Annotated in this window: 20 protein-coding genes and 1 tRNA gene; 13 read left to right on the top strand and 8 right to left on the bottom strand. The window is 62.3% G+C overall.

Translation table 11 applies throughout. The features are described 5' to 3' along the window. The first annotated feature begins 7 nt into the window (after positions 1-7). Positions 8-937, top strand: a complete 930-nt coding sequence (locus RAS12_RS29180) for an energy transducer TonB (protein ID WP_306943937.1) — start codon at positions 8-10, stop codon at positions 935-937. A 93-nt stretch (positions 938-1,030) separates the two neighbouring features. Here RAS12_RS29180 and RAS12_RS29185 read toward each other — a convergent pair whose 3' ends face one another. Next, positions 1,031-2,224, bottom strand: coding sequence for an acyl-CoA dehydrogenase (locus RAS12_RS29185; protein ID WP_306943940.1), 1,194 nt, complete (start codon positions 2,222-2,224; stop codon positions 1,031-1,033). 128 nt (positions 2,225-2,352) lie between these two features. Next, positions 2,353-4,035, bottom strand: coding sequence for a thiamine pyrophosphate-binding protein (locus RAS12_RS29190; RefSeq protein ID WP_306943942.1), 1,683 nt, complete (start codon positions 4,033-4,035; stop codon positions 2,353-2,355). Positions 4,036-4,204: 169 nt separating this feature from the next. Between RAS12_RS29190 and RAS12_RS29195 the strand changes: the two genes are divergently transcribed. From RAS12_RS29195 to RAS12_RS29210, 4 genes are all read left to right on the top strand, one after another. Next, positions 4,205-5,110, top strand: coding sequence for a LysR substrate-binding domain-containing protein (locus tag RAS12_RS29195; RefSeq protein ID WP_306943943.1), 906 nt, complete (start codon positions 4,205-4,207; stop codon positions 5,108-5,110). A 75-nt stretch (positions 5,111-5,185) separates the two neighbouring features. Continuing rightward, positions 5,186-6,169 (top strand): site-specific tyrosine recombinase XerD, encoded by a 984-nt coding sequence (gene xerD, locus RAS12_RS29200; protein ID WP_306943945.1) that lies wholly within the window; start codon positions 5,186-5,188, stop codon positions 6,167-6,169. Positions 6,170-6,232: 63 nt separating this feature from the next. After that, complete coding sequence (gene ybaK, locus RAS12_RS29205; RefSeq protein ID WP_088590484.1) at positions 6,233-6,721, top strand: Cys-tRNA(Pro) deacylase; 489 nt, start codon at positions 6,233-6,235, stop codon at positions 6,719-6,721. A 136-nt stretch (positions 6,722-6,857) separates the two neighbouring features. Beyond that, positions 6,858-7,436, top strand: coding sequence for a DJ-1/PfpI family protein (locus RAS12_RS29210; RefSeq protein WP_306943950.1), 579 nt, complete (start codon positions 6,858-6,860; stop codon positions 7,434-7,436). Between the two features lie 79 nt (positions 7,437-7,515). Here RAS12_RS29210 and adhP read toward each other — a convergent pair whose 3' ends face one another. Beyond that, the gene (adhP, locus tag RAS12_RS29215; RefSeq protein ID WP_306951678.1) at positions 7,516-8,541 is read right to left on the bottom strand and encodes an alcohol dehydrogenase AdhP; all 1,026 of its coding nucleotides are present in this window, start codon (positions 8,539-8,541) and stop codon (positions 7,516-7,518) included. Positions 8,542-8,784: 243 nt separating this feature from the next. On the opposite strand from adhP, the gene RAS12_RS29220 reads away from it, so the two are divergent. Next, the gene (locus RAS12_RS29220) at positions 8,785-9,174 is read left to right on the top strand and encodes a ribbon-helix-helix domain-containing protein (protein WP_306943952.1); all 390 of its coding nucleotides are present in this window, start codon (positions 8,785-8,787) and stop codon (positions 9,172-9,174) included. Positions 9,175-9,253: 79 nt separating this feature from the next. Here the strand turns inward: RAS12_RS29220 and pbpG are convergent, their stop codons facing one another. Further along, positions 9,254-10,477, bottom strand: a complete 1,224-nt coding sequence (pbpG, locus tag RAS12_RS29225; RefSeq protein ID WP_306943954.1) for a D-alanyl-D-alanine endopeptidase — start codon at positions 10,475-10,477, stop codon at positions 9,254-9,256. A 312-nt stretch (positions 10,478-10,789) separates the two neighbouring features. After that, positions 10,790-10,864 (bottom strand) — tRNA-Arg (locus RAS12_RS29230). Between the two features lie 324 nt (positions 10,865-11,188). Between RAS12_RS29230 and RAS12_RS29235 the strand changes: the two genes are divergently transcribed. The 7 genes from RAS12_RS29235 to RAS12_RS29265 all read left to right on the top strand — a co-directional run bounded on the left by RAS12_RS29235 (position 11,189) and on the right by RAS12_RS29265 (position 18,201). Then, a complete protein-coding gene (locus tag RAS12_RS29235) occupies positions 11,189-11,959 on the top strand; it encodes an enoyl-CoA hydratase/isomerase family protein (protein WP_306943955.1) in 771 nt (256 codons plus the stop codon). After that, on the top strand, positions 11,956-13,587 hold the full coding sequence (locus tag RAS12_RS29240; protein WP_306943957.1) for an AMP-binding protein: 1,632 nt from the start codon (positions 11,956-11,958) through the stop codon (positions 13,585-13,587). Before RAS12_RS29235 ends, RAS12_RS29240 begins: the two co-directional genes overlap by 4 nt. After that, positions 13,584-14,540 carry a hydroxymethylglutaryl-CoA lyase gene (locus RAS12_RS29245; RefSeq protein ID WP_306943958.1) on the top strand — a complete coding sequence of 319 codons (957 nt, stop codon included), beginning with the start codon at positions 13,584-13,586 and terminating at the stop codon, positions 14,538-14,540. The genes RAS12_RS29240 and RAS12_RS29245 overlap by 4 nt, the downstream gene beginning before the upstream one ends. 88 nt (positions 14,541-14,628) lie before the next feature. Next, entirely contained in the window at positions 14,629-15,165 is a 537-nt protein-coding gene (locus tag RAS12_RS29250; protein ID WP_306943960.1) for a MarR family winged helix-turn-helix transcriptional regulator, read from the top strand. A gap of 90 nt (positions 15,166-15,255) precedes the next feature. Next, positions 15,256-15,990 (top strand): enoyl-CoA hydratase/isomerase family protein, encoded by a 735-nt coding sequence (locus RAS12_RS29255; protein WP_306943963.1) that lies wholly within the window; start codon positions 15,256-15,258, stop codon positions 15,988-15,990. Beyond that, complete coding sequence (locus RAS12_RS29260) at positions 15,987-17,183, top strand: CaiB/BaiF CoA transferase family protein (protein WP_306943965.1); 1,197 nt, start codon at positions 15,987-15,989, stop codon at positions 17,181-17,183. The genes RAS12_RS29255 and RAS12_RS29260 overlap by 4 nt, the downstream gene beginning before the upstream one ends. 49 nt (positions 17,184-17,232) lie before the next feature. Then, entirely contained in the window at positions 17,233-18,201 is a 969-nt protein-coding gene (locus tag RAS12_RS29265) for a tripartite tricarboxylate transporter substrate binding protein (protein ID WP_306943967.1), read from the top strand. A gap of 53 nt (positions 18,202-18,254) precedes the next feature. Here the strand turns inward: RAS12_RS29265 and RAS12_RS29270 are convergent, their stop codons facing one another. The 3 genes from RAS12_RS29270 to acs form a co-directional block, all read right to left on the bottom strand. Continuing rightward, positions 18,255-19,208 (bottom strand): NAD(P)H-dependent flavin oxidoreductase, encoded by a 954-nt coding sequence (locus tag RAS12_RS29270; protein ID WP_306943969.1) that lies wholly within the window; start codon positions 19,206-19,208, stop codon positions 18,255-18,257. Between the two features lie 130 nt (positions 19,209-19,338). Continuing rightward, positions 19,339-19,980, bottom strand: a complete 642-nt coding sequence (locus RAS12_RS29275; protein WP_306943971.1) for a response regulator transcription factor — start codon at positions 19,978-19,980, stop codon at positions 19,339-19,341. A 7-nt stretch (positions 19,981-19,987) separates the two neighbouring features. Continuing rightward, positions 19,988-21,946: an acetate--CoA ligase gene (acs, locus tag RAS12_RS29280; RefSeq protein ID WP_306943973.1), complete on the bottom strand. Its 1,959-nt coding sequence runs from the start codon at positions 21,944-21,946 to the stop codon at positions 19,988-19,990. Between the last annotated feature and the right edge of the window lie 18 nt (positions 21,947-21,964).

Here is a 21,964-nt window from a genome sequence, read left to right on the forward strand (position 1 = left end):
GGTGCGGATGGATGAGGGCAGGGGCGGAGTGGTAGCGCCTGCTTACCCTCATGCCGCGAACGGATCAAGCGGGCGCGTGGTGGTCCGGGCTTTTGTGGGCGCATCTGGCCAATTGGATGAGATTGCGCTCGTTGGGCCGGCAGCTTCTGCACTGTTCAATAACGCGGCATTCGATGCCGTCTTGCGGACAAGCTTTGAACCTGCCGTGGACGCCACAGGCAAGCCCTTGCGCTATTCGCTGGATTTGGCGTTCACCTTTGATGGGGCGGCGCGCGCCGTGCGTACTTCGCTCGACGTGAGCCATCCTCCCCACGCTTTGCCGCTAGCCAAGTATCGTCATCCAACCGCGATGTCTGCGGAACAAGTTTCGACGTTGCGCAAGTTCTATCAAGACTACGACCTCGCCACGCGTGGCGCGCCGGCAGATCATGGTCTCAGCGTCGCAAGATTGAACCGCTCCAAAGAGCTCGACAAGATGAAGTTCTTGTCCAGTTTGCGCGGCTTCAACAGGCTGGGTCCTGCGGATGTCGAGGCGCACGCGCGCTTCACGGAGGCCATATTGCGCCACCCGGACTGGCGCTACATCGATGACGTCTTCCCGCCGGTGTCATATCTGCTGGCATTGCCATTGATCGAACTGCGCCAATACGCCGATTTGCGTTTGCGGGCTCTGCGGGCCGATATTGCAAGGGTGCCCGCCAACTATCCGTCCGGCACCCGAGAAGAGATTGCCGAAGCGCATGCAGCGGCGGCGGCCGTGCTGGATGCCGAATCGTTGACGCGCTTGAGGGAGTGGGTGCTAGCCCCGCGCAACCCTGAAGCGTTTATAGAAATCAGCAAGATTATGTATCGCGCCGCGCCTCGCATTCCTCCTGGTCAACGCGACGTGCTGCTGCGCAGTCTGTTGCCCGATACTGAAACGCCGCTCAAAAGGTAGAGGCTGTCTGTGCGCCGAAAGTAGCCGTGGCATCAGCCATGAAAAAACCGCCCCGAAGGGCGGTTTTCATTTTGGCGGCAGCCGCTCAAGCGATCAATAGAACGCTTGAATGCCCGTTTGTGCGCGGCCCAGGATCAGGGCGTGCACGTCGTGGGTGCCTTCGTACGTGTTGACGACTTCCAGGTTGACCAGGTGACGGGCCACACCGAATTCGTCAGAGATGCCGTTGCCGCCCAACATGTCGCGAGCCAGGCGCGCGATGTCCAGCGCCTTGCCGCAAGAGTTGCGCTTCATGATGGACGTGATTTCGACGGCGGCGGTGCCTTCGTCTTTCATGCGGCCCAGACGCAGGCAGCCAGCCAGCGCCAACGTGATTTCGGTCTGCATGTCGGCCAGTTTTTTCTGGATCAGCTGGTTGGCAGCCAAGGGGCGGCCAAACTGCTTGCGGTCCAGCGTGTATTGGCGGGCGGTGTGCCAGCAGGCTTCTGCTGCGCCGATGGCGCCCCAGGCGATGCCGTAGCGGGCCGAGTTCAGGCAGGTGAACGGACCCTTCAGGCCGGACACGCCGGGCATCATCTGGTCAGCGGAAACTTCCACTTCGTCCATGACGATTTCGCCGGTGATCGATGCGCGCAGGCCGACCTTGCCGTGGATGGCGGGAGCCGACAGGCCCTTCATGCCCTTGTCCAGGATGAAGCCGCGGATCTTGCCGTCGAAGTCGCCGCCAACGCACTTGGCCCACACCACGAACACATCAGCGATGGGCGAGTTGGTGATCCACATCTTGTTGCCGGAAATCTTGTAGCCGTCGGACGTCTTGACGGCGCGGGTTTCCATGCCGCCGGGGTCGGAACCGTGGTTGGGTTCGGTCAGGCCGAAGCAGCCAATCCACTCGCCGCGAGCCAGCTTGGGCAAGTACTTCTTCTTTTGTTCTTCGCTGCCGAATTCGTTGATCGGCACCATGACCAGCGACGACTGCACGCTCATCATGGAGCGGTAGCCGGAGTCGATGCGTTCGACTTCGCGGGCGATCAGGCCGTAGCTGACGTAGTTCATGCCAGCGCCGCCGTATTCTTCGGGGATGGTGGCGCCCAACAGGCCGAGCTCGCCCATTTCAGAGAAGATTTCCGGATCGGTCTTCTCGTTGCGGAAGGCATTCAGCACGCGCGGGGCAAGCTTGTCCTGCGAATAGGCATAGGCGGCGTCGCGCACCATGCGTTCTTCTTCGGTCAGTTGCTGGTCCAGCAACAGGGGATCTTGCCAGTGAAAAGAAGGATTCGAGGACATGCTGGGTCTCCGCTATGGATTTCCGTATTCGGAATCTAGAAAGTTTAAACCTAAAATAATTCGGGCGGCAAGTTGGGGTTTGCACGGGACGCGGCAGGCGCCCCGGCAGTCTTGCTTCCGGTCGGGTATCAGTGCTGGGCCTTCAGCGCGGCGTCACGGATCTTTTCCAAGGTCGTGGACGGCGAGATGGTTTCCGGATCAATAAAGCAATGCAGAATTGCCGGTTTGCCGCTGGCCAGCGCCCGTTCAAACGCCGGACCGAACTGATCGGTGGTCTCGACGCGTTCGCCATGGCCGCCAAAGGCGCGCGCATACTCGGCGAAGTCGGGGTTCTTCAATTCGGTCGCGGAAATGCGGCCGGGGTAGTGCTTTTCCTGGTGCATGCGGATCGTGCCATACATGCCGTTGTCGACCAGCACCACAATGATGGGCAGGTCGTATTGAACGGCCGTGGCAAATTCCTGGCCATGCATCAGGAAGCAGCCGTCGCCCGCAAAGCAGACGACGGTTTTGTCGGGCCAGACGCGCTTGGCGCCCACGGCTGCCGGCAGGCCATAACCCATGGAGCCCGAAGTCGGCGCCAATTGCGTGCCAAAGCGGGTGAAGCGATGGAAGCGGTGCAGCCAGGTAGCGTAGTTGCCTGCGCCGTTGGTCATGATGGCGTCGGCCGGCAGCGTTTTTTCCAGGTAAGCCATCACCTTGCCCATTTGCAGCGCGCCCGGGGTCGTGATGGTTTCCGGGTCGCTCCACTTCAGGTAGGACTCGCGCATGGCTTGCGTGCCTTCGGCCCAGACGGGCTTGGCGGACACTTTCAGGCCAGCCAGCGATTCCGCAAAGGCCGTGGGGGACGTATTGATTGCCAGCGTGGGACGGTACACCCGCGCCAGTTCGGCGGTGTCGGGATGCACATGCACCAGCTTTTGCTTCGGAACAGGAATGTCCAACAGCGTGTAGGCCTGGCTGGGATTTTCCGACATGCGGCCGCCGACCAGCAAAATCAGGTCGGCGTCGGCCACGCGCTTGAGCAGGGCCGGGTTGATGCCCAGGCCCACGTCGCCGATAAAGCACGGGTGGTCGGCCGGGAACAGCATTTGACGGCGGAACGACACTGCCGTGGGCAGCGCGTGGCGCTGCGCGAAATCAGCAAATTGCTGCACGGCGCGGGCGTCCCAGCGCGTGCCGCCCAGGATGGCGACCGGATTCTTGGCGTCGGCCAGCAGCTTTTCCAGGTCGGCCAACTGGCCGGCCGTGGGGGCGGATTCAATCAACTCGTACCGCGGGGCAGTGGCCACGTTGGCGGCTTCAACCAGCATGTCTTCGGGCAGGGCTATCACGACCGGGCCAGGGCGGCCGGACGTGGCAATGTGGAAGGCGCGCGAGATCAGTTCGGGAATGCGTTCGACCTGATCGATCTCGGTGACCCACTTGGCCTGCGTGCCGAACACGGCGCGGTAGTCCATTTCCTGGAAAGCTTCGCGTTCGCGCATGCCGCGTTCGATCTGGCCGACGAACAGGATCAGGGGGGTGGAGTCTTGCTTGGCGATATGCACGCCAGCCAGCGCGTTGGCTGCGCCCGGGCCGCGGGTCACCATGCAGATGCCGGGTTCACCGGTCAGCTTGCCGTGGGCATCGGCCATCATGGCCGCGCCGCCTTCCTGGCGGCACACCGTGACCTTGATGTCGGCGTCGTGCAGGCCGTCCAGCACCGCCAGATAGCTTTCGCCGGGAACACAAAAAACATGTTTGACGCCCTGGGCGACCAGTTGGTCGACCAGAATGTGACCGCCAAGGCGGGAATCTTGCTGAGGCATGGTGGGTGTCGTGGTGAGCCTAGGATAAGACTCCCGAGCATATGTTCCTTGATCGCACAACGCAATTGATAAAATTGCACAATCTATTGACCCCCCGGCACGTAGTGCCCTGTTGCGCCGCAGTAAGCGGCGCGCCCGGTTCAGGCCGGTTTAAGGCAGTTCCCGCTCCATGAGAAACGGCATTCCCAATCTGAGCGCCTTGCAGGCGTTTGAAGCATCGGCCCGGCTGGGCAGTTTTTCCCGTGCGGCCGAAGAACTGTCTTTGACGCATAGCGCGGTTTACCGTCAGGTGGCCAATCTGGAATCCCGCCTGGGGGTCCAGTTGTTCACCCGCGTCCGGCGGCGCATTGTGCTGACCGATCATGGGGCGGAATACGCGGGCCGGATACGTCACCATCTGGATCAGATCGAAAAAGACACCTTCGGACTGGTCAGCCGCACGGGCATGGGCCGCAGCATTCACATTGCCGTGGTGCCGACGCTGGCCACCACGTGGCTGATTCCGCGCCTGGCGGATTTTCAGCGGGAGCACGCGGATATCACCGTCAGCCTGTCGGTGCGGACCTTGCCGTTTCAGTTCAAGGATCAGCCCTTTGACGGGGCGCTATATCACGGGGACGGATTGTGGCCGGGCACCCAGGGCGGGCTGTTGTTTCCGGAGCGCGAGCTGGTGACCGTGTGTTCGCCCGAATTGGCGGCGCGGGTGCAGGATCAGGGCGCCAGCGCATTGGCCGGAATGACACACCTGCATCTGGCCTCGAGGCCTGACGCATGGCGCCAGTGGTACGCCGCCAATAATTACCTGTATGGCCCGCTGGCTGCGGGCGGACCGCGTTACGAGCTGTTCACCATGGTGATGGCGGCCGTGCAGGCGGGGCTGGGCGTGGGGCTGATGCCGCGCTTTCTGGCGCAGCCTGCCTTGGATCAGGGCACGCTGGTGATGCCGGTGCCGCAATCGCTTACCGTCAGCCAGGGCTATTACTTTGGCTATCCCCAACGCAGTGATCGTTCCGACGCCCTGAAACTGTTCGAGTCGTGGCTGAAGGCTGCGGCTGCGGGGGTGGGGGAACGCTGATTCCTCCGGTCCCCGCCGTAGAATGACCGCCGGTCAGCGCACCCAGTGTTTTACCCAGCGTCACCTGGACTCTCTATGTCAGATACCCGCCAACCGCTAGCTTCCCAAGCCGACATCGACGCCTTTATTGACGCGGTCTGGCTAGAGGACGGCCTGTCGGCCAATACACTCGCTGCCTACCGCCGTGACCTCACCGGCTTTGCACGCTGGCTGGAAGATCCCGAGGCTTATGCGCGTGAAATGAATGACCGCTACGGTGATGGCGCCAATGCGTTCGCAATGCCAGTCGGCCCGGCCAAGCCGTTGTGCGATGCGCAAAAGGCCGATATCGAAGCTTGGTTTGCATTCCGCCACGAGGAAACCCGCGCCACCACCGCCAATCGCCGGCTGGCCGCGCTGCGCCGCTTTTATGCCTGGGCGCTGCGCGAGCACCGTTCAGAGCGCGACCCCTGCCTGACGCTGATCGCCGCCAAACAACCGCCGCGTCTGCCGAAGACGCTGTCCGAACAGCAAGTGGATGCCTTGCTGCGCGCGCCGGATCTGAGCCAGCCGCGAGGCCTGCGCGACCGCGCCATGCTGGAAACGCTCTACGCCACCGGCTTGCGAGTGTCCGAGCTGGTGGGGGTGCGCGCACTGGACGTCAGCTTGAATGAAGGCGTGGTGCGCGTGGTGCTGGGCAAAGGCGGCAAGGATCGCCTGGTGCCTTTGGGCGCCGAAGCGGCCCACTGGATAGATCAATATCTGAAAACCGCTCGCCCTGAATTGGCGGCGGGACGGGTCAGCGATGCCCTGTTTATTACGGGGCGCGCCGAAGCAATGTCGCGTCAGGCTTTCTGGCAACTGGTCAAAAAATACGCGTTGCTGGCTGATGTGCATGCGCCGTTGTCGCCCCACGTATTGCGCCATGCCTTCGCCACGCATCTGCTGAACCACGGCGCGGATCTGCGGGTGGTGCAGATGCTGCTGGGCCACGCCGACATTTCCACGACGCAGATCTACACCCATGTGGCGCGTGAACGCTTGAAGGCGCTGCACGCCATGCATCACCCGCGCGGCTAGGGCTGGCGCCCTTCGGTCCGGCCTCCGTCTCTTACACTTTCGCTTTTTCGCCCCGGCAATCTCATGAGCAAAGCCCGCCACGTTTCTGAAACCCCCGCCACCCAGTTCCTGAAGCAGAACAAGGTGGCTTACACCGAACACACCTACGATTATGTGGACCATGGAGGCGCTGGCGAGGCCGCGCGTCAGCTGGGTTTGGACCCGCATGCGGTGGTGAAGACGCTGGTGATGGAAGATGAGTCCGCCAAGCCGCTGATCGTTGTCATGCACGGGGATCGCGAAGTCTCCACCAAGAATCTGGCGCGTCAGGCCGGCTTGAAAAAGGTCGAGCCCTGCAAGCCCGAGGTCGCCCAGCGGCATTCTGGGTACCAGGTGGGGGGTACTTCGCCGTTCGGCACACGCAAGAAGATGCCAGTGTGGGTAGAGGCCGAGGTGCTGGAGTACCCGGTGGTCTACATCAACGGCGGCCGCCGCGGTTATCTGATTGGCATTGATCCCAAGGTGCTGGTGACGCTGCTGGGGGCGAAGGGCGTATCGGTCGCGCTGGAATAGCGTTGGGCTGGGGGTGGTATCCCGCTACTACCCGCCGTTTAACAAGCGGCGTCACAATGGGCGCAGAACATCAAGAACCGGAGCCCCGTCAATCAGGCGCGCGAACCGGCTTGGCCCCCATCCCTAGGAGACAACGATGAGCAAAAGACTGTTGATGCTGGTCGGCGACTACGCCGAAGACTACGAAACCATGGTGCCGTTCCAGACGCTGTTGGCGGTGGGGCATACGGTGCATGCGGTCTGCCCGGACAAGAAATCCGGCGACACCATTGCCACCTCTATCCATGATTTCGAGGGCGCGCAGACCTACAGCGAAAAGCGTGGTCACAATTTTTCGCTGAACTACGACTTTGATCGTGTGGAGCCGTCGTCGTATGACGGTCTGGTCATCCCGGGCGGACGCGCGCCCGAGTACCTGCGTTTGAACGAAAAAGTGCTGGATATCGTGCGTGCCTTTGATCAGGCCAAAAAGCCCATCGCGGCGGTGTGCCACGGCGCGCAATTGCTGGCCGCGGCCGGCATCCTGAAAGGCCGCACGTGCTCGGCTTACCCCGCTTGCGCACCCGAAGTCCGGTTGGCTGGCGGCACCTACGCCGAAATCGGCATCGATCAGGCCTATACCGACGGCAATCTGGTGACGGCGCCGGCGTGGCCCGCGCATCCCGCATGGCTGGCGCAGTTTCTGGCCGTGCTGGGCACGAAGATCACGCACTGATCTTGCTGCTCGCACGAATAAAAACGCCTGGGGTCTTCTAACCCCCCAGGCGTTTTTTTACGTGGCCGCTAGCCGCGGATCAGGCGAAGTCGAGCACGATACGGCCTTCGATCTGGCCCTTCTTCATGCGGTCAAACACGCTGTTGATATTCTCCAGGCTTTCCGTGGCGACGGTTGCGTGCACCTTGCCCTCTTCGGCGAACTGTAGCGATTCTTGCAAGTCCAGCCGCGACCCTACGATTGAGCCCCGCACCGTCACGCCGTTCAACACCATGTCGAAGATCGACAAAGGAAAGTCGCCGGGCGGCAAACCGTTAAGCGCCACCGTACCGCCGCGGCGCACCATGCCCAGGGCTTGTTCGAAGGCTTTGGGCGATACCGCCGTGATCAGCGCACCGTGCGCGCCGCCAATTTCCCGCTTCAGGTAAGCCGCAGGATCGGTGGTCTTGGCGTTGACGGTGACTTCAGCGCCCAGCCGCTTGGCGAATTCCAGCTTGTCGTCGTCGATATCCACGGCGGCCACGTTCAAGCCCATGGCCTTCGCATATTGCACCGCCATATGGCCCAGGCCGCCAATACCCGAGATCACTACCCAGTTGCCCGGGCGGGTGTCCGTCATTTTCAATCCCTTGTAGACCGTGACGCCCGCGCACAGCACGGGGGCGATTTCGACAAAGCCCACATTCTTGGGCAGCAGGCCGACATAGTCGGCGGCCGCCAGCGCATATTCCGCAAAACCGCCATTGACCGAGTAGCCGGCGTTCTGCTGCTGTTCACACAAGGTTTCCCAGCCGCCCAGGCAATGTTCGCAATGACCGCAGGCGGAGTACAGCCAGGGGATGCCGACGCGATCGCCTTCCTTTACATGGGTGACGCCCGCTCCTACGCCCACTACGTAGCCCACGCCTTCGTGGCCGGGAATGAACGGGGGGTTGGGTTTGACGGGCCAGTCACCTTCAACGGCGTGCAGATCGGTGTGGCACACGCCGCAGGCCTCGATCTTGACCAGCAGCTCGCCGGGACCCGGGCGTGGCACCGCGACTTCTTCGATGACTAGCGGTTTGCCAAATGCTCGTGCAACTGCGGCCTTCATGGTTTTATTCATCATTACCTCCGAAGTCTGATCAACTTGACTATGCTCGAACGCTAGCGCCTTCAAGACCATGATTTATATCAACCACGGGTAAACACGGGCGGCGCGGGAAACGTGTCGTTGCAGAATAACGGACGCCACGGGCGCGGCGCCAAGGGGGTCGCGCCGTCTTGCCGGGTGTGCGGCAATCGTCGTACAGTGGACCGCAAGCGTCCCTGCTCAGGCGGGTGTCTTGCCCTTGCTCCAGGAGCCCTCATGTGTGAAATCTTTATCCGCGCGAGCGAGCAGTCCTACGCGCCCGAAGCCCGTTCCTTGCGGCTGCATGGCGTGGCGACCAGCTTGCGGCTTGAGCAACTGTTCTGGCAGGTGCTGGAAGAGATCGCCGGGCGTGATGGCATGCGTGTCACGCAGCTGATCGAACGTTTGTACGATGAACTCATTGAATATCGCGGCGAGGCCGCCAACTTCACCTCTTTCCTGCGCGTGTGCTGCCTGCGCTATCAGCTGTTGCAGGCTGAAGGGCGGATTCCGCTGGACGCCGGCGTGCCTATCGGGTCGCTGAATGCCCAAGCGGTGCTGGAAGGGCTGCCGTCCTCGTTGTATGACGCGCAGCCGTTGCGGTCCAAGCGCCCTGTCGCTGCATAGATTTCCGCAGTAAAGAAAAGGGCCCGATCATTGATCGGGCCCTTTGCATTCCTGGCGTTATCCGCGTCTGGCTGACGGATCAGCCGCCTGATTGAATGGACGCCAAAGCCACTTCGCTTTGCACAATGCGGCGGATGCGCACGGCATCCCCGATGCGCGACAGCTTGCCTTGTGAATCCAGCAGCACGATGGCCAGGTCACGGCCATTGATGCGGGCCAGCATCACCAGGCATTCGCCCGCTTCGTTGATGTAGCCGGTCTTGGAGACCTTGATGTCCCAGTCGGGCTTACGCACCAGCAGGTTGGTATTGCGGAAGGTCTGCGTGCGGTTGTTGATCTCGACCTCGTACTCGGTATCGGTCGAGTAGCGGTGGATCAGCGGGCGCTGCGACGCGGCGCGCAACAGGCGCGCCAGATCGTGCGGCGACGACACGTTGTTGCTGGACAAGCCTGTCGGCTCAATGAAGCGCGTGCTGGGCATGCCGAGCGACTGCGCCTTGGCATTCATGGCGGCCACAAATGCCGGCAAACCGCCCGGATAGTTGCGGCCCAGCGCATTGGCTGCGCGATTCTCGGAAGACATCAGCGCCAGATGCAGCATATCGCCGCGCGAGAGCTTGGTGCCCACACGAAGGCGGGATGTCGTGTGCTTCAGACCATCGACGTCTTCGTCGGTAATCTCCAGCATTTCATCCATCGGCAGGTTGGCGTCCACCACGACCACGGCGGTCATCAGCTTGGAAATCGAAGCGATGGGGCGCACGACGTTTTCGTTTTTGGCGAAAAGGACGGTCGACGTTTCCAGGTCTTGCACATAGGCCGTGCTGGAACGCAGGGCGGCTGCTTCGGCGCGCACGGAAACCGCGGGCGGCGGCATCGCTGCGGCGCTGGCGGCGGCGGCCACGCGGTCAGCGCGTGACGGTTTGTTGGGTTTGCCGTTTTTACCGGTGCCGGCTGCGGCCTTCTTGGGCGGCGTGGCTTTTCCTGCGGCCTGCTTGCCACCCTTGGGCGGCGCCTTCTTATCGGCCGAAGCAGACTTGGGCGGAGCGGCCTTCTTGCCGGCGGGCGCGCCTTTCTTTGCAGCGGGGGCGGCGGCTTGTTTGCCAGCGGCGCCTTTACCCGACGCCGCTTTGGGCGCGGGGGCTTTCTTTGCTTGTTGCGCCTTGCAAGCCGCCGACTTGGCGTTGGTCTTGCAGGGGTCTGAATTCTTCGCGGCGAGCGCGGCGGGGGGCAGGAGCGCGCACACCGCCAGCGCCGCAGGCGCTATCGCGTTCGCAATTGCACGTTTCCAGGAAAATGCCATGGTTGAGCAGGCTTATCAGTCTGTGAAGAAGTATTTCTAAGGCCGGCGCTTCGTCGGTTCAGAAAAAGTCCAGATGAATTAGGGGCTTACGCGTCGAATTTAAACAGCAATTTGAAGTTGCACGCAAGGCGATTCGCTATCATCGCTCAAAAAAATATTAGTGACGTATTGACGTCGATTCAATTCGTCACAAGACGCGTCACGAGAAGCTAACGGTGTAAGGCGCGTGAGCGTAGCCCGGATTAACCCTCATCTGGCTGAACGCGCGGTATTTCGGGGAGAGGTACGGCGTCGGGACCGAGGCCGAAGAAGTGGCCTCGCCGGGTGGAATCGAACCACCAATTGACCCTTAGGAGGGGCCGGTTATATCCATTTAACTACGGCGAGACGGGCAAAACAGGGTGTCGAAGCGGTCGCGTGGAAGCGAATTTCTTCTCTAATGCCTTGATATTGCAGGAAAACACCCGGGCGGAGTGTATCACTAAACAAGGCGGGTCCAGGCCGCTGACAGGGCGCAAGTCTAGCAGAGGAGCCGCAGATTGCGCCCAAAGCTGCGAATTGTGCGAATCCGTGGCCCACTTCAATCTGGGAAATAGGCTCCTGAAAACTAGTGGATTAAATCAACTATATGCCCTATAGTCGATTTCAAAGCCGGACACGCCGCCAGGCGCCGCAACCGGACGCAAATATCCAGAACATTCAGGAGCAGGCATGACCCCGACCTTTCACACGATCTTGCTCGACGTGCAGGACCGTGTCGCCACGGTGACGCTGAACCGTCCCGACAGCCGCAACGCGCTGAATTCCCTTATGTGCGCCGAATTGGTGCGGGTCATGGAGTCTTTGGCAACAGATCCCCTCGTGCACGTAGTCTTGATCCAGGCCGCTGGCGCCGCTTTCTGCGCCGGCGCGGACCTGAAAGAGCGCAAGACGATGAACACATCAGAAATGACCGCCAGGCGCGTGCAGGGTTTTGCCGCCTACGGCGCGATTGAGCGCCTGCCCCAGCCGGTGATCGCAGTAGTGCAGGGCCCGGCCTTCGGATCGGGCTGCGAGATTGCCGCTGCCTGCGATTTTGTGCTGGCTTCATCGGAAGCCATTTTTTGCTATCCCGAAGTGGGTTGGGGCACGGTGGGCGCGACCCAACGCCTGCCGCGCATAGCAGGCGCGCGCAAGGCCAAGGAACTGCTGTTTACCGGCCGCCGCTTCGGTGCGGCCGAAGCTTGCGAGATCGGCCTGGTGAACCATATGTATGCGCCAGATGCGCTGCAACCGGAAGCGCTTGAGATGGCAAAAAAGATTGCGGGCGCGTCGCCCCTGACCGTCAGGCTGACCAAACGCAGCATCGATCAAGGCTTGGCCACCACGCGCGAAGGCGCTATGGCGATTGAGCTGCTGGCCATCGAAGAAAACTTGCGCGGCACGGATTGGCAGCAGGCGATTGCTGGATTCGGCGCGCCGGCCCAGGGAGACCGCGCATGATCACCGCGCCGATTACGCTGTCTCAGGCATTGGACCGTGTTGCACGGGAACGTCCGCAGGCGCAGGCGTTTGTCGCACCGGGCGAACGTCATGATTGGCGCGCCATGCGTGAGCAATCGCAGCGCATCGCGCGTGCGCTCCACGCCGCAGGCGTGCGGCATGGTGATCATGTCGGCGTGCTGTTGGGCAATAGCGGCGTGTGGGTGCAGATTTTCTACGCCTGCGCGATGCTGGGCGCAGTCACCGTCCCGGTCAATACGCGCTTCAAAACCGAAGAGCTTGAGTTCTGTCTGAAGCAGTCGAACGTCAAGGTGCTGCTGACGGCGGACATCTTTCTAGGCATCGATTTTCTAGAATTGCTGACGCAAGTGGAACCGGCCTTGGCCAGCGCTGGCGGTCTGCCCGGCGAACGCCTGCCTTGTTTGCGCCAGGTCGTCGTGCTGGGAGAGCGCTGCCCGGCTGGCGCGCAAGCGTGGGATGCGTTCCTTGCTGCGGGTGATGCCGTGGACGACGCGCAGTTACAGGCTTGCATAGAGGCCGTTGCGCCTGACGATGTGCTGTTGATTCAATACACCTCTGGCACGACCTCGTTTCCCAAAGGCGTGATGCTGACGCACGCCAACATGTTGACCAACGCTTGGGCCGTGGCCCAGCGCATCGGCGTGAGCGCCGACGACCGCTATTTCAGCATTCGCCCGTACTTCCACGTGGCCGGCACTACGCTGTCGATATTGGTGAGCCTGATGACGGGCTGCTGTCTGCTGACGCTGCCCAAGTTTGACGTGGCCGATGCGTTGCAGATGCTGGATGCCGAACGCTGCACACTCACATCCGGCAACGATACGATCTTCCTGATGTTGATGGGGCATCCCGACTTCGACCGTTCGCGTATTCATCTGCGTGGCGGTTGGGCGGCTGCCGGTCCGCAGGTTATGCAGAAGATTCGCGATGTGATGGGCGTGCCAGGCATGTGCAATGCCTATGGCCAGTCCGAGGCATCGCCCAACATCACGCTCTCATCCTTCGACGATCCCTTTTCGTTGCGTGCCGCAGGTTGGGCCTTGCCGCATCCGGGCATGCAAGTGCGCATCGTTGATCCGGGTACAGGCAGCCCGGTGCCGGTGGGCGAGGCTGGAGAAATTCAGGCGCGTGGCTGGAGCGTCATGAAGGGGTACTACAACATGCCAGAAGCTACGGCACGAGCGCTGGGCGCAGACGGCTGGCTCAGCACGGGCGACCTGGGCGAAATGGATGCCGACGGGCGCATGCGCATGGTGGGCCGTTTGAAAGATATGTTCCGCGTTGGCGGTGAAAACGTTGCGCCCGCCGAGGTGGAAGAAGTGCTGCATGCGCATCCTGCCGTGCGCATGGCCCAGGTCGTGGGCGTGCCCGATGCGCGCTTGGGCGAAGTGCCCGCTGCTTTTGTGCTGCTGAAAGACGGGCAGGACAGCACGGCTGCGGAGCTGACGGCGTGGTGCAAGAGCCGCTGCGCGAACTATAAAGTGCCGCGGTATGTGGCTGTCGTGGACAGCTTTGAAAACATCGGCATGACGGGCAGTTCAAAAGTGCAAAAGAACAAATTGCGAGCGCATGCCGTGGCGCTGTTCGGATTGGAGCAACCAGCATGAGCGCGCGCGATGTGGTCCTGTGCGAATGCTTTGCCCGCGACGGCTTGCAGCACGAACCGGAATTTATCGGCACGCAGATCAAGGCGGGCCTGATCGACCGCTTTGCGGCGTTGGGATTCGAGCGCGTGGAAGCCACGTCCTATTCCAATCCCAAAGTGGTGCCCCAGTTCGCCGACGCCAGCGAGTTGCTGGCGATGCTGCCCCGCCGCGATGGCGTCTGGTACAAGGCGACCTGCGCCAATGCCCGTGCGGTGCAACGTGCGCTGGCGGACCTGGATGCAGGCATAGGCGCCAACGAGATCAGCCTGCTGGTGTCTGCCAGCGCTTCGCATTCCTTGCGCAACCTGAAACGCGAGCGGGCCGCGCAATGGGAGAACATCACGGAAATGGCGGAGCTGGCCCGTGGCCGTCTGCGCATGGTTGGCACGATCTCGGTCGCTTTCGGATGCCCGTTCGAGGGCGCGGTGGACCCCGAGTCTGTCATGGACGACGTGCGGCGTTTTGCGCAACTGGGCGTGGGCATCGTCACGCTGGGCGACACGACCGGCATGGCGACGCCGGCGGCGGTGCGCGAGCTGTATGGCCGCATGTTGCGCGAATTTCCGCAATTGACGCCGGTCGCGCATTTTCACGATACGCGTGGCACGGGACTGGTGAATTACGTATCTGCGCTGGACGCAGGCGTGCGCCATTTTGACTGCGCGTTTGGCGGTGTCGGCGGGCATCCGGCCAAGGTTCGTTATGGCGGCGGCCACACCGGCAACGTGGCAACGGAAGATCTGGTCAGCCTGTTTGAGTCCATGGGCGTGAGTACCGGCTTGGATCTGGATGCGTTGGACGAGGTGTCTCAGCTTTGCCAGCACACGCTGGGCCGCCCGCTGCACAGCCGGGTCGCGCAAAGTGGTCTGAATCCGCTTATTTCGGGCGCGCGGCAAGCGCTGGGGGCGTCATGACGAGGGCGCGCCGCATTTGTATATCATGCGGCCAGGGGGGCGCCTGGCGCGCCCATTCTCTTTTTCCTTATCTTTGCAGAGCCCAGCCATGGCAACCCTGAACGCACGCAAGTCTGTTTCCTCCTCGCGCGGCCAGCCGACGGCCTTGAAAGAGCTCTTCTCTTACCGGCTGAATCGTTTGGCCTACGTTTCCAGCCGCATAGCGGCCGGTTTGAACGAAAGCCGCTATGGAGTCGGGCCGCGCGAGTGGCGGATTATTGCGCTGCTGGGCGCGGCGCCAGACATGTCGCTCAATGCGGTGGCGCGCGAGGCCAACATCGATAAAAGCCAGGCCAGCCGCACCGTGTCGGAGCTGATTGAACGCGGCCTGATATGCCGTAGCGCGGACAGTCAGGACGGCCGTGGCGTCAGTCTGGATCTGACGAGGGCTGGCCGCTCGCTATACGACGAGATGTTCCCGGCCGCGGTGCAGCGCAACGACGCCATGCTTGCCGTGCTGTCGGAAGAGGAACGCGACATGATGGAAAGAATGCTCGACAAGTTGACGGCTCATGCGCTCGAGATGCTGAACGAATTCAAGGCCGAGGTGCCGGCTCGCCGCGGACGCGGCGTGCAACCGCGCTGAGCGCCATGGCGCCTGACGGGCGCCTTTTTTTGATCATATTGTTGATTAAATCAATCAAATATCCAATCACTTTTCAAGAGGATTTTCGCCATGCCGGAATTGATCATAGAGAACCACGGCGCGGTGCGTTTGTTGCGGCTGAACCGCCCGGAAAAGCACAACGCGCTGAATACCGCTTTGACCACGGCGCTGCTGGATGCCCTGGTGCAAGCGGACCGCGATACAGCTGTGCGCGCAGTGGTGCTGACCGGCAACGGCAAGTCTTTTTGCGCCGGCGCCGACACGACCGAGTTCTCGGGCCTGACCATGGAGCAACCGGCTGCGGTTCTGAGCCGCGCGGACCTGACGACCGATCTGCATCTGGTGTTTTCGCGCATGACCAAACCGGTTGTCGCCGCCGTGCACGGCAATGCGCTGGGCGGTGGCGCAGGGTTGGCGCTGGCGTGCGACTTGACCGTCATGGCCGAGGATGTGCGTTTCGGTTATCCCGAGTTGCGCCATGGCATCGTGGCGGCCGTGGTCATGGCGAATCTGGTGCGGCAAGTGGGACGAAAGCACGCGTTTGAACTGGTCGCCATGGCGGAACCCATTGATGGCGCGCGAGCGCTGGCGCTAGGTATCGCCAATCGGGCATTGCCTGCCGCAGAGGTGCTGGATGCGGCCCTGGCAATGGCTGAACGCCTGGCAGGCTGGGAGCCTGCCGCGATGGGATTGACCAAACGCGCCTTTCATCGCGCAGCGGATCTGGGGCTGGCCGAGGCGCTGGGCGTTGGGCGCGATGCCAATGTGATCATGCGGGGCTTTCGCCAGGGGGCCGCGCGATGAGACCGTTGGATGGAGTGACCATTCTGGATTTGTCGCGCGTGCTGGCATGTCCTTTTGCGTCGATGATTCTGGCGGAGTTAGGCGCCACCGTCATCAAAGTTGAGCAACCCGGCGCGGGCGACGAAACGCGGGGATTCGAGCCGCAGGTGCAGGGCGAAGGCGGAACGGAGTCCGCCTATTACCTGGCTTTTAATCGCAGCAAACAATCCATCACCGTGAACTTCCGCAAACCGGCAGGTCAGGCGCTGATTCGCCGGCTGGCCGGAACCTGCGACGTGGTGGTGGAGAATTTTCCGGTGGGCACCTTGGCCAAATACGGCTTGGATCGCGACAAGATTGCGCCCGGCAATCCTGGCCTGATCTATTTCTCGTGCACGGGTTTTGGCATGACGGGTCCTTATGCGCCCCGCAAGGGTTATGACACCGTGTTCCAGGCCATGGGCGGCATCATGAGCCTGACGGGTGAACGTGGCGGCGGTCCGGTAAAACCGGGGCTGCCCGTCGCAGATCTGACTTCCGGACTATGGGCCGCCATCGGCATTTTGTCCGCGCTGGTGGGCAGAGCGCGGTCGGGGCAGGGCTGCCATATCGACTTCTCGATGTTGGACGGGCAAGTGGGTTTGTTGTCGCTGGCGGCGGCGCGCTACTTCGCGCTGGGCGAAGTGCCGCAACGGCTGGGCACCGAACATCCGGGGCGGGTTCCTTCGGCTGCGTTTGAGTGCAGCGACGGCCGCTGGGTACAGATCACCGGTAGCGACCAGCACTGGAAGCCCTTGTGCCAAGCGCTGGATTTGCCGCAATGGGCGGATGATGCGGAGCTGGCGCGCAACGCCGTGCGGGTAGCGCGCCGCGAGGAAGTCATGGCGGGTTTGTCGGCCGCCACGCGGCGGCTCACGCGTGATGAACTCTGCCGGCGTTGCGACGCGGTGGGTGTCCCTGCCGGGCCGATATTGGATGTGGAAGAAATCATGCACAACGAGCACGTGCTGGCGCGCGGCATGGTGTCTAGTTACGAGCATCCTTCCATCGGCCGGTTTGGCGCAGTACCCGTCCCATTCAAATTCAAGGGTTATGAAGATCCGCGCCTGGAACGTCCGCCGCTCTTGGGCGAACACACCGATAGCGTACTGACGTCCAAGCTGGGCCTGTCGGACGCGGAGATTCAGGCATTGCGCGCCGAGGGCGCGATCTAGCAGCAGTTCATCGTTACACCAAAAAAAACAGACTTGCAGGAGACAAACCATGAAGACCCTCAATCGCCTTTTATGCGGCCTGGCCGCGGGCGCTTTCTGCGCCGCCGCCGCGGCTGCCGAGCCGTATCCATCCCAGCCGATCACGCTGGTCAATCCCTATGCCGCCGGTGGTCCTGCCGATGTGCTGGGGCGCGCGCTGGCGCGTGAACTGGAAAGGCAACTTGGCAAGCCGGTGATCGTCGAAAACAAAGCGGGCGGAGGCGCAGCCATTGGCGCGAATTTCGTGGCGCGCGCCAAGCCGGACGGCTACACCTTGTTGCTGGGCACATCGGCTGCGCATGTGGTGACGCCATTGATGCAGCGCACGCCCTACGACGGCATCAAAGACTTCGCCTTTGTGTCTATTGTGGCCAACCAGCCGAACATGCTGGTGGCGCGGCCCACGCTGAACGCCGCCAGCGTCGCCGACCTGATTTCGATGGCGCGCAAGGACCCCGGAAAAATCAACTATGCCTCCGCGGGGCCGGGCAGCTCGCCGCATCTGGGCGCCGAACTGTTCCGCGAGCGGGCGGGCGTGGACATCGTGCATATCCCTTACAGCGGCGCAGCGCCCGCTATCAATGATCTGGTGGGAGGGCAGGTGGATGTTGCCGTGCTCAACCTGGCCGCCAGCCTGCAATTCATTCGTAGCGGGCGGCTGAAAGCGCTGGCATATGCAAACGGCAAGCGCTCACCGCTCTTGCCCGATGTGCCCACGCTGGCCGAGTCGGGCGTGGCGGGCGCGGAGTCCGCATCCTGGTACAGCCTGGCTGCGCCCAAAGGAACGCCGCCAGACGTACTGCAACGGCTTAACGACGCAGTGGCTCGCGTGAATGCCGATGCGGAATACGGCAAGCTGATGCAGGCGCAGGGCGTGGACCTGTGGAATATGACGCCCGCAGAAGCCACGGCTTTCGTGGAAAAGGATCAAGTGGCCATGCGCAAATTGGTGGAGTCGGCAGGGCTGATGAAAAAGTAAGCGGCCCGCCTATCTGAACGCAACGAAGCCGCCTGTGGGCGGCTTCGTTGCGTTCAGGCAGCCAGAGCGGCTGCGCGTGCCAGGGCTGCCCGCGTTTCGTCCACGAGTTGCTGCACCAGCAGGCCTGCTGGTTGCAGGCTGTCTATCAAACCGGCGCTTTGTCCCGCTTCGACTTTGCCGCCATCGACGTCGCCGTCATACGCGGCTTGCTTCAAGGAACTCAGGGCGAATAACGCATCCAGCGCGTCGTCATCGCTGCCGCGTTCTGCCTGCTGATACTGGCGGGCAAAGGCATTGCGCAGCATCCGAACTGGCGAACGCCCGCGTCCCACCAGCGTGGTATCGGCCACGCCAGCGGCAAGCACAGCGGCCTTGTAGTCGGCGTGCACGCCTGCCTCTGGCGTCAGCAGGAAGCGGGTGCCCAATTGCGCACCTGCCGCGCCCAGGCATAGCGCGGCGGCAATGCCCGCGCCATCGGCAATGCCGCCTGCCGCAACGACAGGCAACGTCACGCGCCGGACGGTCGCGCGCAACAGCACTTGCAAGCCGATTTCGTCTGGCCCTGGGTGGCCGCCCGCTTCAAGGCCGACGGCGATCACCGCGTCTACGCCCGCTGCCTGCGCCTTCTCGGCATGCAGCGGGCTTGCCACCACTTGCAGCCATTTGATGCCGGCGTCGCGCGCGCGGCCAATGTGTTTTTGCGGACCGCCTTGAGACGCAATGATCACCGGCACGCCTTCGGCGATAGCGATGTCCATGTGTTCCTGGGCGCGCTTGTTGTAGAGCGGAATATTGACGGCGAAGGGGGCGTCAGTGCCACGGCGCACCTCGCGCACGGCAGCAAGCAGGGCCTCCGGGTACATGGGGCCAGCGGCGATGACGCCCAAACCGCCCGCGCGCGATACCGCCAGTGCCAGCGCTGCGTTGGACGATGCCCAGCTCATGCCGCCCTGGATGATGGGATAACGCGTGCCCAGCAATCGAGTCAACGGAGTTTGCAAAATCATGGCCTACCTGACGTGGGGAAAACTCCATTCTCAGTTAAATGGTTGATAATATCAACTAAATTTAGTTGGCAGAATTTGGTACCAGAGAAGGGGCGGTCGGCGTAGCTCAACAGGTGTCCAACTGTTGGGCCTAGCGCCAGGTCGTCATTCCCAATCGCCCTGCGATCAGCACTGCCTGAGTCCGGTTGGATACGCACAGCTTGCGCATCACAGCAGTCATGTGGGTTTTGATGGTGGCTTCGGACACCTTCAATTCGTGGGCGATCTGTTTGTTCAACAGGCCTCCGCCCACCATTTGCAATACGCGGAACTGCTGGGGTGTCAGTTCGCGCACGCTGGATGCAAGCAACTCGTCTTCAAGACTGACGCTGCCGTACGCATCACTTTCCTGGGGTAGCCAGAATTTGCCGGCCACTGCCTGCCGCAATGCGCCGCACAGCGTTTCCACATCGACCGATTTCGGGATGAATCCCATTACCCCATGCGCCACCGCGCGTCGCATGAGGAGAGGGTCATCATGCGCCGACAGAACGACTACTGGCAGGTGCGGGTGCTGGCTGCGCACCTGCACCAGCGGGCCGAAGCCGCTGGACCCTGGCAATTCCAGGTCCAGCAGCAACAGGCTGGCGTCGCGGCGGGCAACGGCCAGATCGTAGAGCACGCTGATCTGGCCGGCCTCATGGACGGTGGCGCGAGGGAACAGACGGCCGATGAGCCCGCGCAAGGCATCGCGAAACAACGGGTGACCATCAGCAATCAGAATGACCGGCATGGGCTGATCATGCCATACGCCGCTCTCGCACCAGCGCCTGCACGACCGAGGGATCGGCCAGCGTGGTGATGTCGCCAAGATCGTCGACCGTGTTTTCGGCAATTTTGCGCAAGATGCGGCGCATGATCTTGCCGGAACGGGTTTTGGGCAGGCTGGGCGCCCATTGCAGATGATCGGGCGTGGCGATGGGGCCGATCTCGCGCCGCATGTGCGCCACCAATTCCTGGCGCAGGCTGTCGGATTCCGCATGGCCGGCTTTCAGGGTGACGTAGACGTAAATGCCCTGGCCCTTGATGTCGTGCGCAAAACCGACCGCCGCGGCTTCGGCCACTTTCGGGTGTGAAACCAGCGCGCTTTCCAGTTCTGCGGTGCCGATACGGTGGCCGCTCACGTTCAACACATCGTCTACTCGCCCGGTGATCCAGTAATGGCCGTCGGCGTCGCGGCGGCAACTGTCTCCCGTGAAGTACATGCCGGGGTAATCCTTGAAGCAGCTTTCGTAATAACGGCGATCGTCTCCGTAGATGCTGCGTGCCTGCCCCGGCCAGGAGCCGCGGATGAAAAGATTGCCTTCGCCGGGTCCCTCGATCAGCGTGCCAGAGGCGACATCGACCAGCGCGGGGCGTATGCCGAAGAACGGAACGCTGGCCGCTCCTGGCTTGCATTCGGTGGCGCCGGGCAGCGGCGATATCAGGATGCCGCCGGTTTCCGTTTGCCACCACGTGTCCACGATGGGGCAACGGCCCGCGCCCACAACGCCGTGATACCAGCGCCAAGCTTCGGGGTTGATGGGTTCGCCCACAGTGCCCAGCAGCCGCAATGACTTTCGCGACGTGCGCAACACGGGCTCGGGGCCTTCGCGCATCAACGCGCGGATCGCCGTAGGCGCCGTGTAGAAGATGGTGACGTCGTGTTTGTCGATTACCTGCCAGAAGCGCGAGGCGTCGGGGTAGCTGGGAACGCCTTCAAAAATGAGTGAAGTCGCGCCATTGGCCAGCGGGCCGTAAGCGATGTAGCTATGGCCCGTGATCCAGCCCACGTCAGCGGTACACCAGAAGACGTCGCTGTCGCGAATGTCGAAGATGGCGGCATGGGTGTACGCGGCATAGACCAGGTAGCCGCCCGTTGTGTGCAGCATGCCCTTGGGCTTGCCAGTGCTGCCCGACGTATACAGGATGAACAGCGGATCTTCGGCGTTCATGCGTTCGGGTTCACATTCGGCGGATTCGCGTTCCATCAGCCGGTCCAGCCAGTAGTCGCGTTCAGCCACCATGTTGACGGGCGTGCCGGTGTTCGGGACCACCAGCACCGACCGCACGCCTTCCATGCCGGGCATTTCCAGCGCGGCGTCAACGTTAGCCTTCAATGCGATCTTGCGCCCGGCGCGCCGCCCTTCGTCGGCGGTGATGATGGCGCTTGCGCCGCAGTTGCGGACCCGGTCGGCAATCGAGGCTGGCGCGAAGCCGCCGAACACGACGTTGTGGACCGCGCCGATGCGCGCGCAGGCCAGCATGGCAACGATGGTCTCCACAATCATGGGCATGTAGATTGTGACGCGGTCGCCGCGTGCAATTCCCAGCCGGCGCAGGGCGTTGCCCATTTTGCAGACCTTGGCATGCAGTTCGCGGTAGGTAACGCGTTGCGAGGGGATGGCCGGGTCATCCGATTCCCAAATCAGCGCAGCCTTGTCACCCCGTTTTTCCAGATGGCGATCCAGGCAGTTGACGCTGACATTCAACTCCCCATCGGCATACCAGCGGATATGGAATTCGTCGGCATTGGTAAGGCAGGTGTCTTGAATCTGCGTGGGTGCGCGATACCAGTCCACGCGTTCAGCGGCCTTTGCCCAAAAGGCGTCCGCATCGGTAATCGATGCCTGGTAAAGGTCTTCATACTGTTCCTGGGTCACCGTTTGCGGGCCGGCAAAGCCTTGCGGAACGGGATAACGATCATGGGTGGTGTTCATGATGAATCCTCTGAACGG

The sequence above is a fragment of the Achromobacter seleniivolatilans genome (assembly GCF_030864005.1).
GTDB classification, from domain to species: domain Bacteria; phylum Pseudomonadota; class Gammaproteobacteria; order Burkholderiales; family Burkholderiaceae_B; genus Achromobacter; species Achromobacter seleniivolatilans.

Excerpts from the sequence above, each read along its gene's own strand:
- RAS12_RS29235 (WP_306943955.1), top strand. The coding sequence starts at position 11,189 with ATGACCCCGACCTTTCACACGATCTTGCTCGACGTGCAGGACCGTGTC.
- RAS12_RS29270 (WP_306943969.1), bottom strand. The coding sequence starts at position 19,208 with ATGATTTTGCAAACTCCGTTGACTCGATTGCTGGGCACGCGTTATCCC.
- RAS12_RS29240 (WP_306943957.1), top strand. The coding sequence starts at position 11,956 with ATGATCACCGCGCCGATTACGCTGTCTCAGGCATTGGACCGTGTTGCA.
- xerD (WP_306943945.1), top strand. The coding sequence starts at position 5,186 with ATGTCAGATACCCGCCAACCGCTAGCTTCCCAAGCCGACATCGACGCC.
- RAS12_RS29260 (WP_306943965.1), top strand. The coding sequence starts at position 15,987 with ATGAGACCGTTGGATGGAGTGACCATTCTGGATTTGTCGCGCGTGCTG.
- RAS12_RS29275 (WP_306943971.1), bottom strand. The coding sequence starts at position 19,980 with ATGCCGGTCATTCTGATTGCTGATGGTCACCCGTTGTTTCGCGATGCC.
- RAS12_RS29190 (WP_306943942.1), bottom strand. The coding sequence starts at position 4,035 with ATGCCTCAGCAAGATTCCCGCCTTGGCGGTCACATTCTGGTCGACCAA.
- RAS12_RS29265 (WP_306943967.1), top strand. The coding sequence starts at position 17,233 with ATGAAGACCCTCAATCGCCTTTTATGCGGCCTGGCCGCGGGCGCTTTC.
- RAS12_RS29245 (WP_306943958.1), top strand. The coding sequence starts at position 13,584 with ATGAGCGCGCGCGATGTGGTCCTGTGCGAATGCTTTGCCCGCGACGGC.
- ybaK (WP_088590484.1), top strand. The coding sequence starts at position 6,233 with ATGAGCAAAGCCCGCCACGTTTCTGAAACCCCCGCCACCCAGTTCCTG.
- RAS12_RS29195 (WP_306943943.1), top strand. The coding sequence starts at position 4,205 with ATGAGAAACGGCATTCCCAATCTGAGCGCCTTGCAGGCGTTTGAAGCA.
- RAS12_RS29185 (WP_306943940.1), bottom strand. The coding sequence starts at position 2,224 with ATGTCCTCGAATCCTTCTTTTCACTGGCAAGATCCCCTGTTGCTGGAC.
- RAS12_RS29220 (WP_306943952.1), top strand. The coding sequence starts at position 8,785 with ATGTGTGAAATCTTTATCCGCGCGAGCGAGCAGTCCTACGCGCCCGAA.
- RAS12_RS29255 (WP_306943963.1), top strand. The coding sequence starts at position 15,256 with ATGCCGGAATTGATCATAGAGAACCACGGCGCGGTGCGTTTGTTGCGG.
- RAS12_RS29210 (WP_306943950.1), top strand. The coding sequence starts at position 6,858 with ATGAGCAAAAGACTGTTGATGCTGGTCGGCGACTACGCCGAAGACTAC.
- pbpG (WP_306943954.1), bottom strand. The coding sequence starts at position 10,477 with ATGGCATTTTCCTGGAAACGTGCAATTGCGAACGCGATAGCGCCTGCG.
- RAS12_RS29180 (WP_306943937.1), top strand. The coding sequence starts at position 8 with ATGGATGAGGGCAGGGGCGGAGTGGTAGCGCCTGCTTACCCTCATGCC.
- acs (WP_306943973.1), bottom strand. The coding sequence starts at position 21,946 with ATGAACACCACCCATGATCGTTATCCCGTTCCGCAAGGCTTTGCCGGC.
- adhP (WP_306951678.1), bottom strand. The coding sequence starts at position 8,541 with ATGAATAAAACCATGAAGGCCGCAGTTGCACGAGCATTTGGCAAACCG.
- RAS12_RS29250 (WP_306943960.1), top strand. The coding sequence starts at position 14,629 with ATGGCAACCCTGAACGCACGCAAGTCTGTTTCCTCCTCGCGCGGCCAG.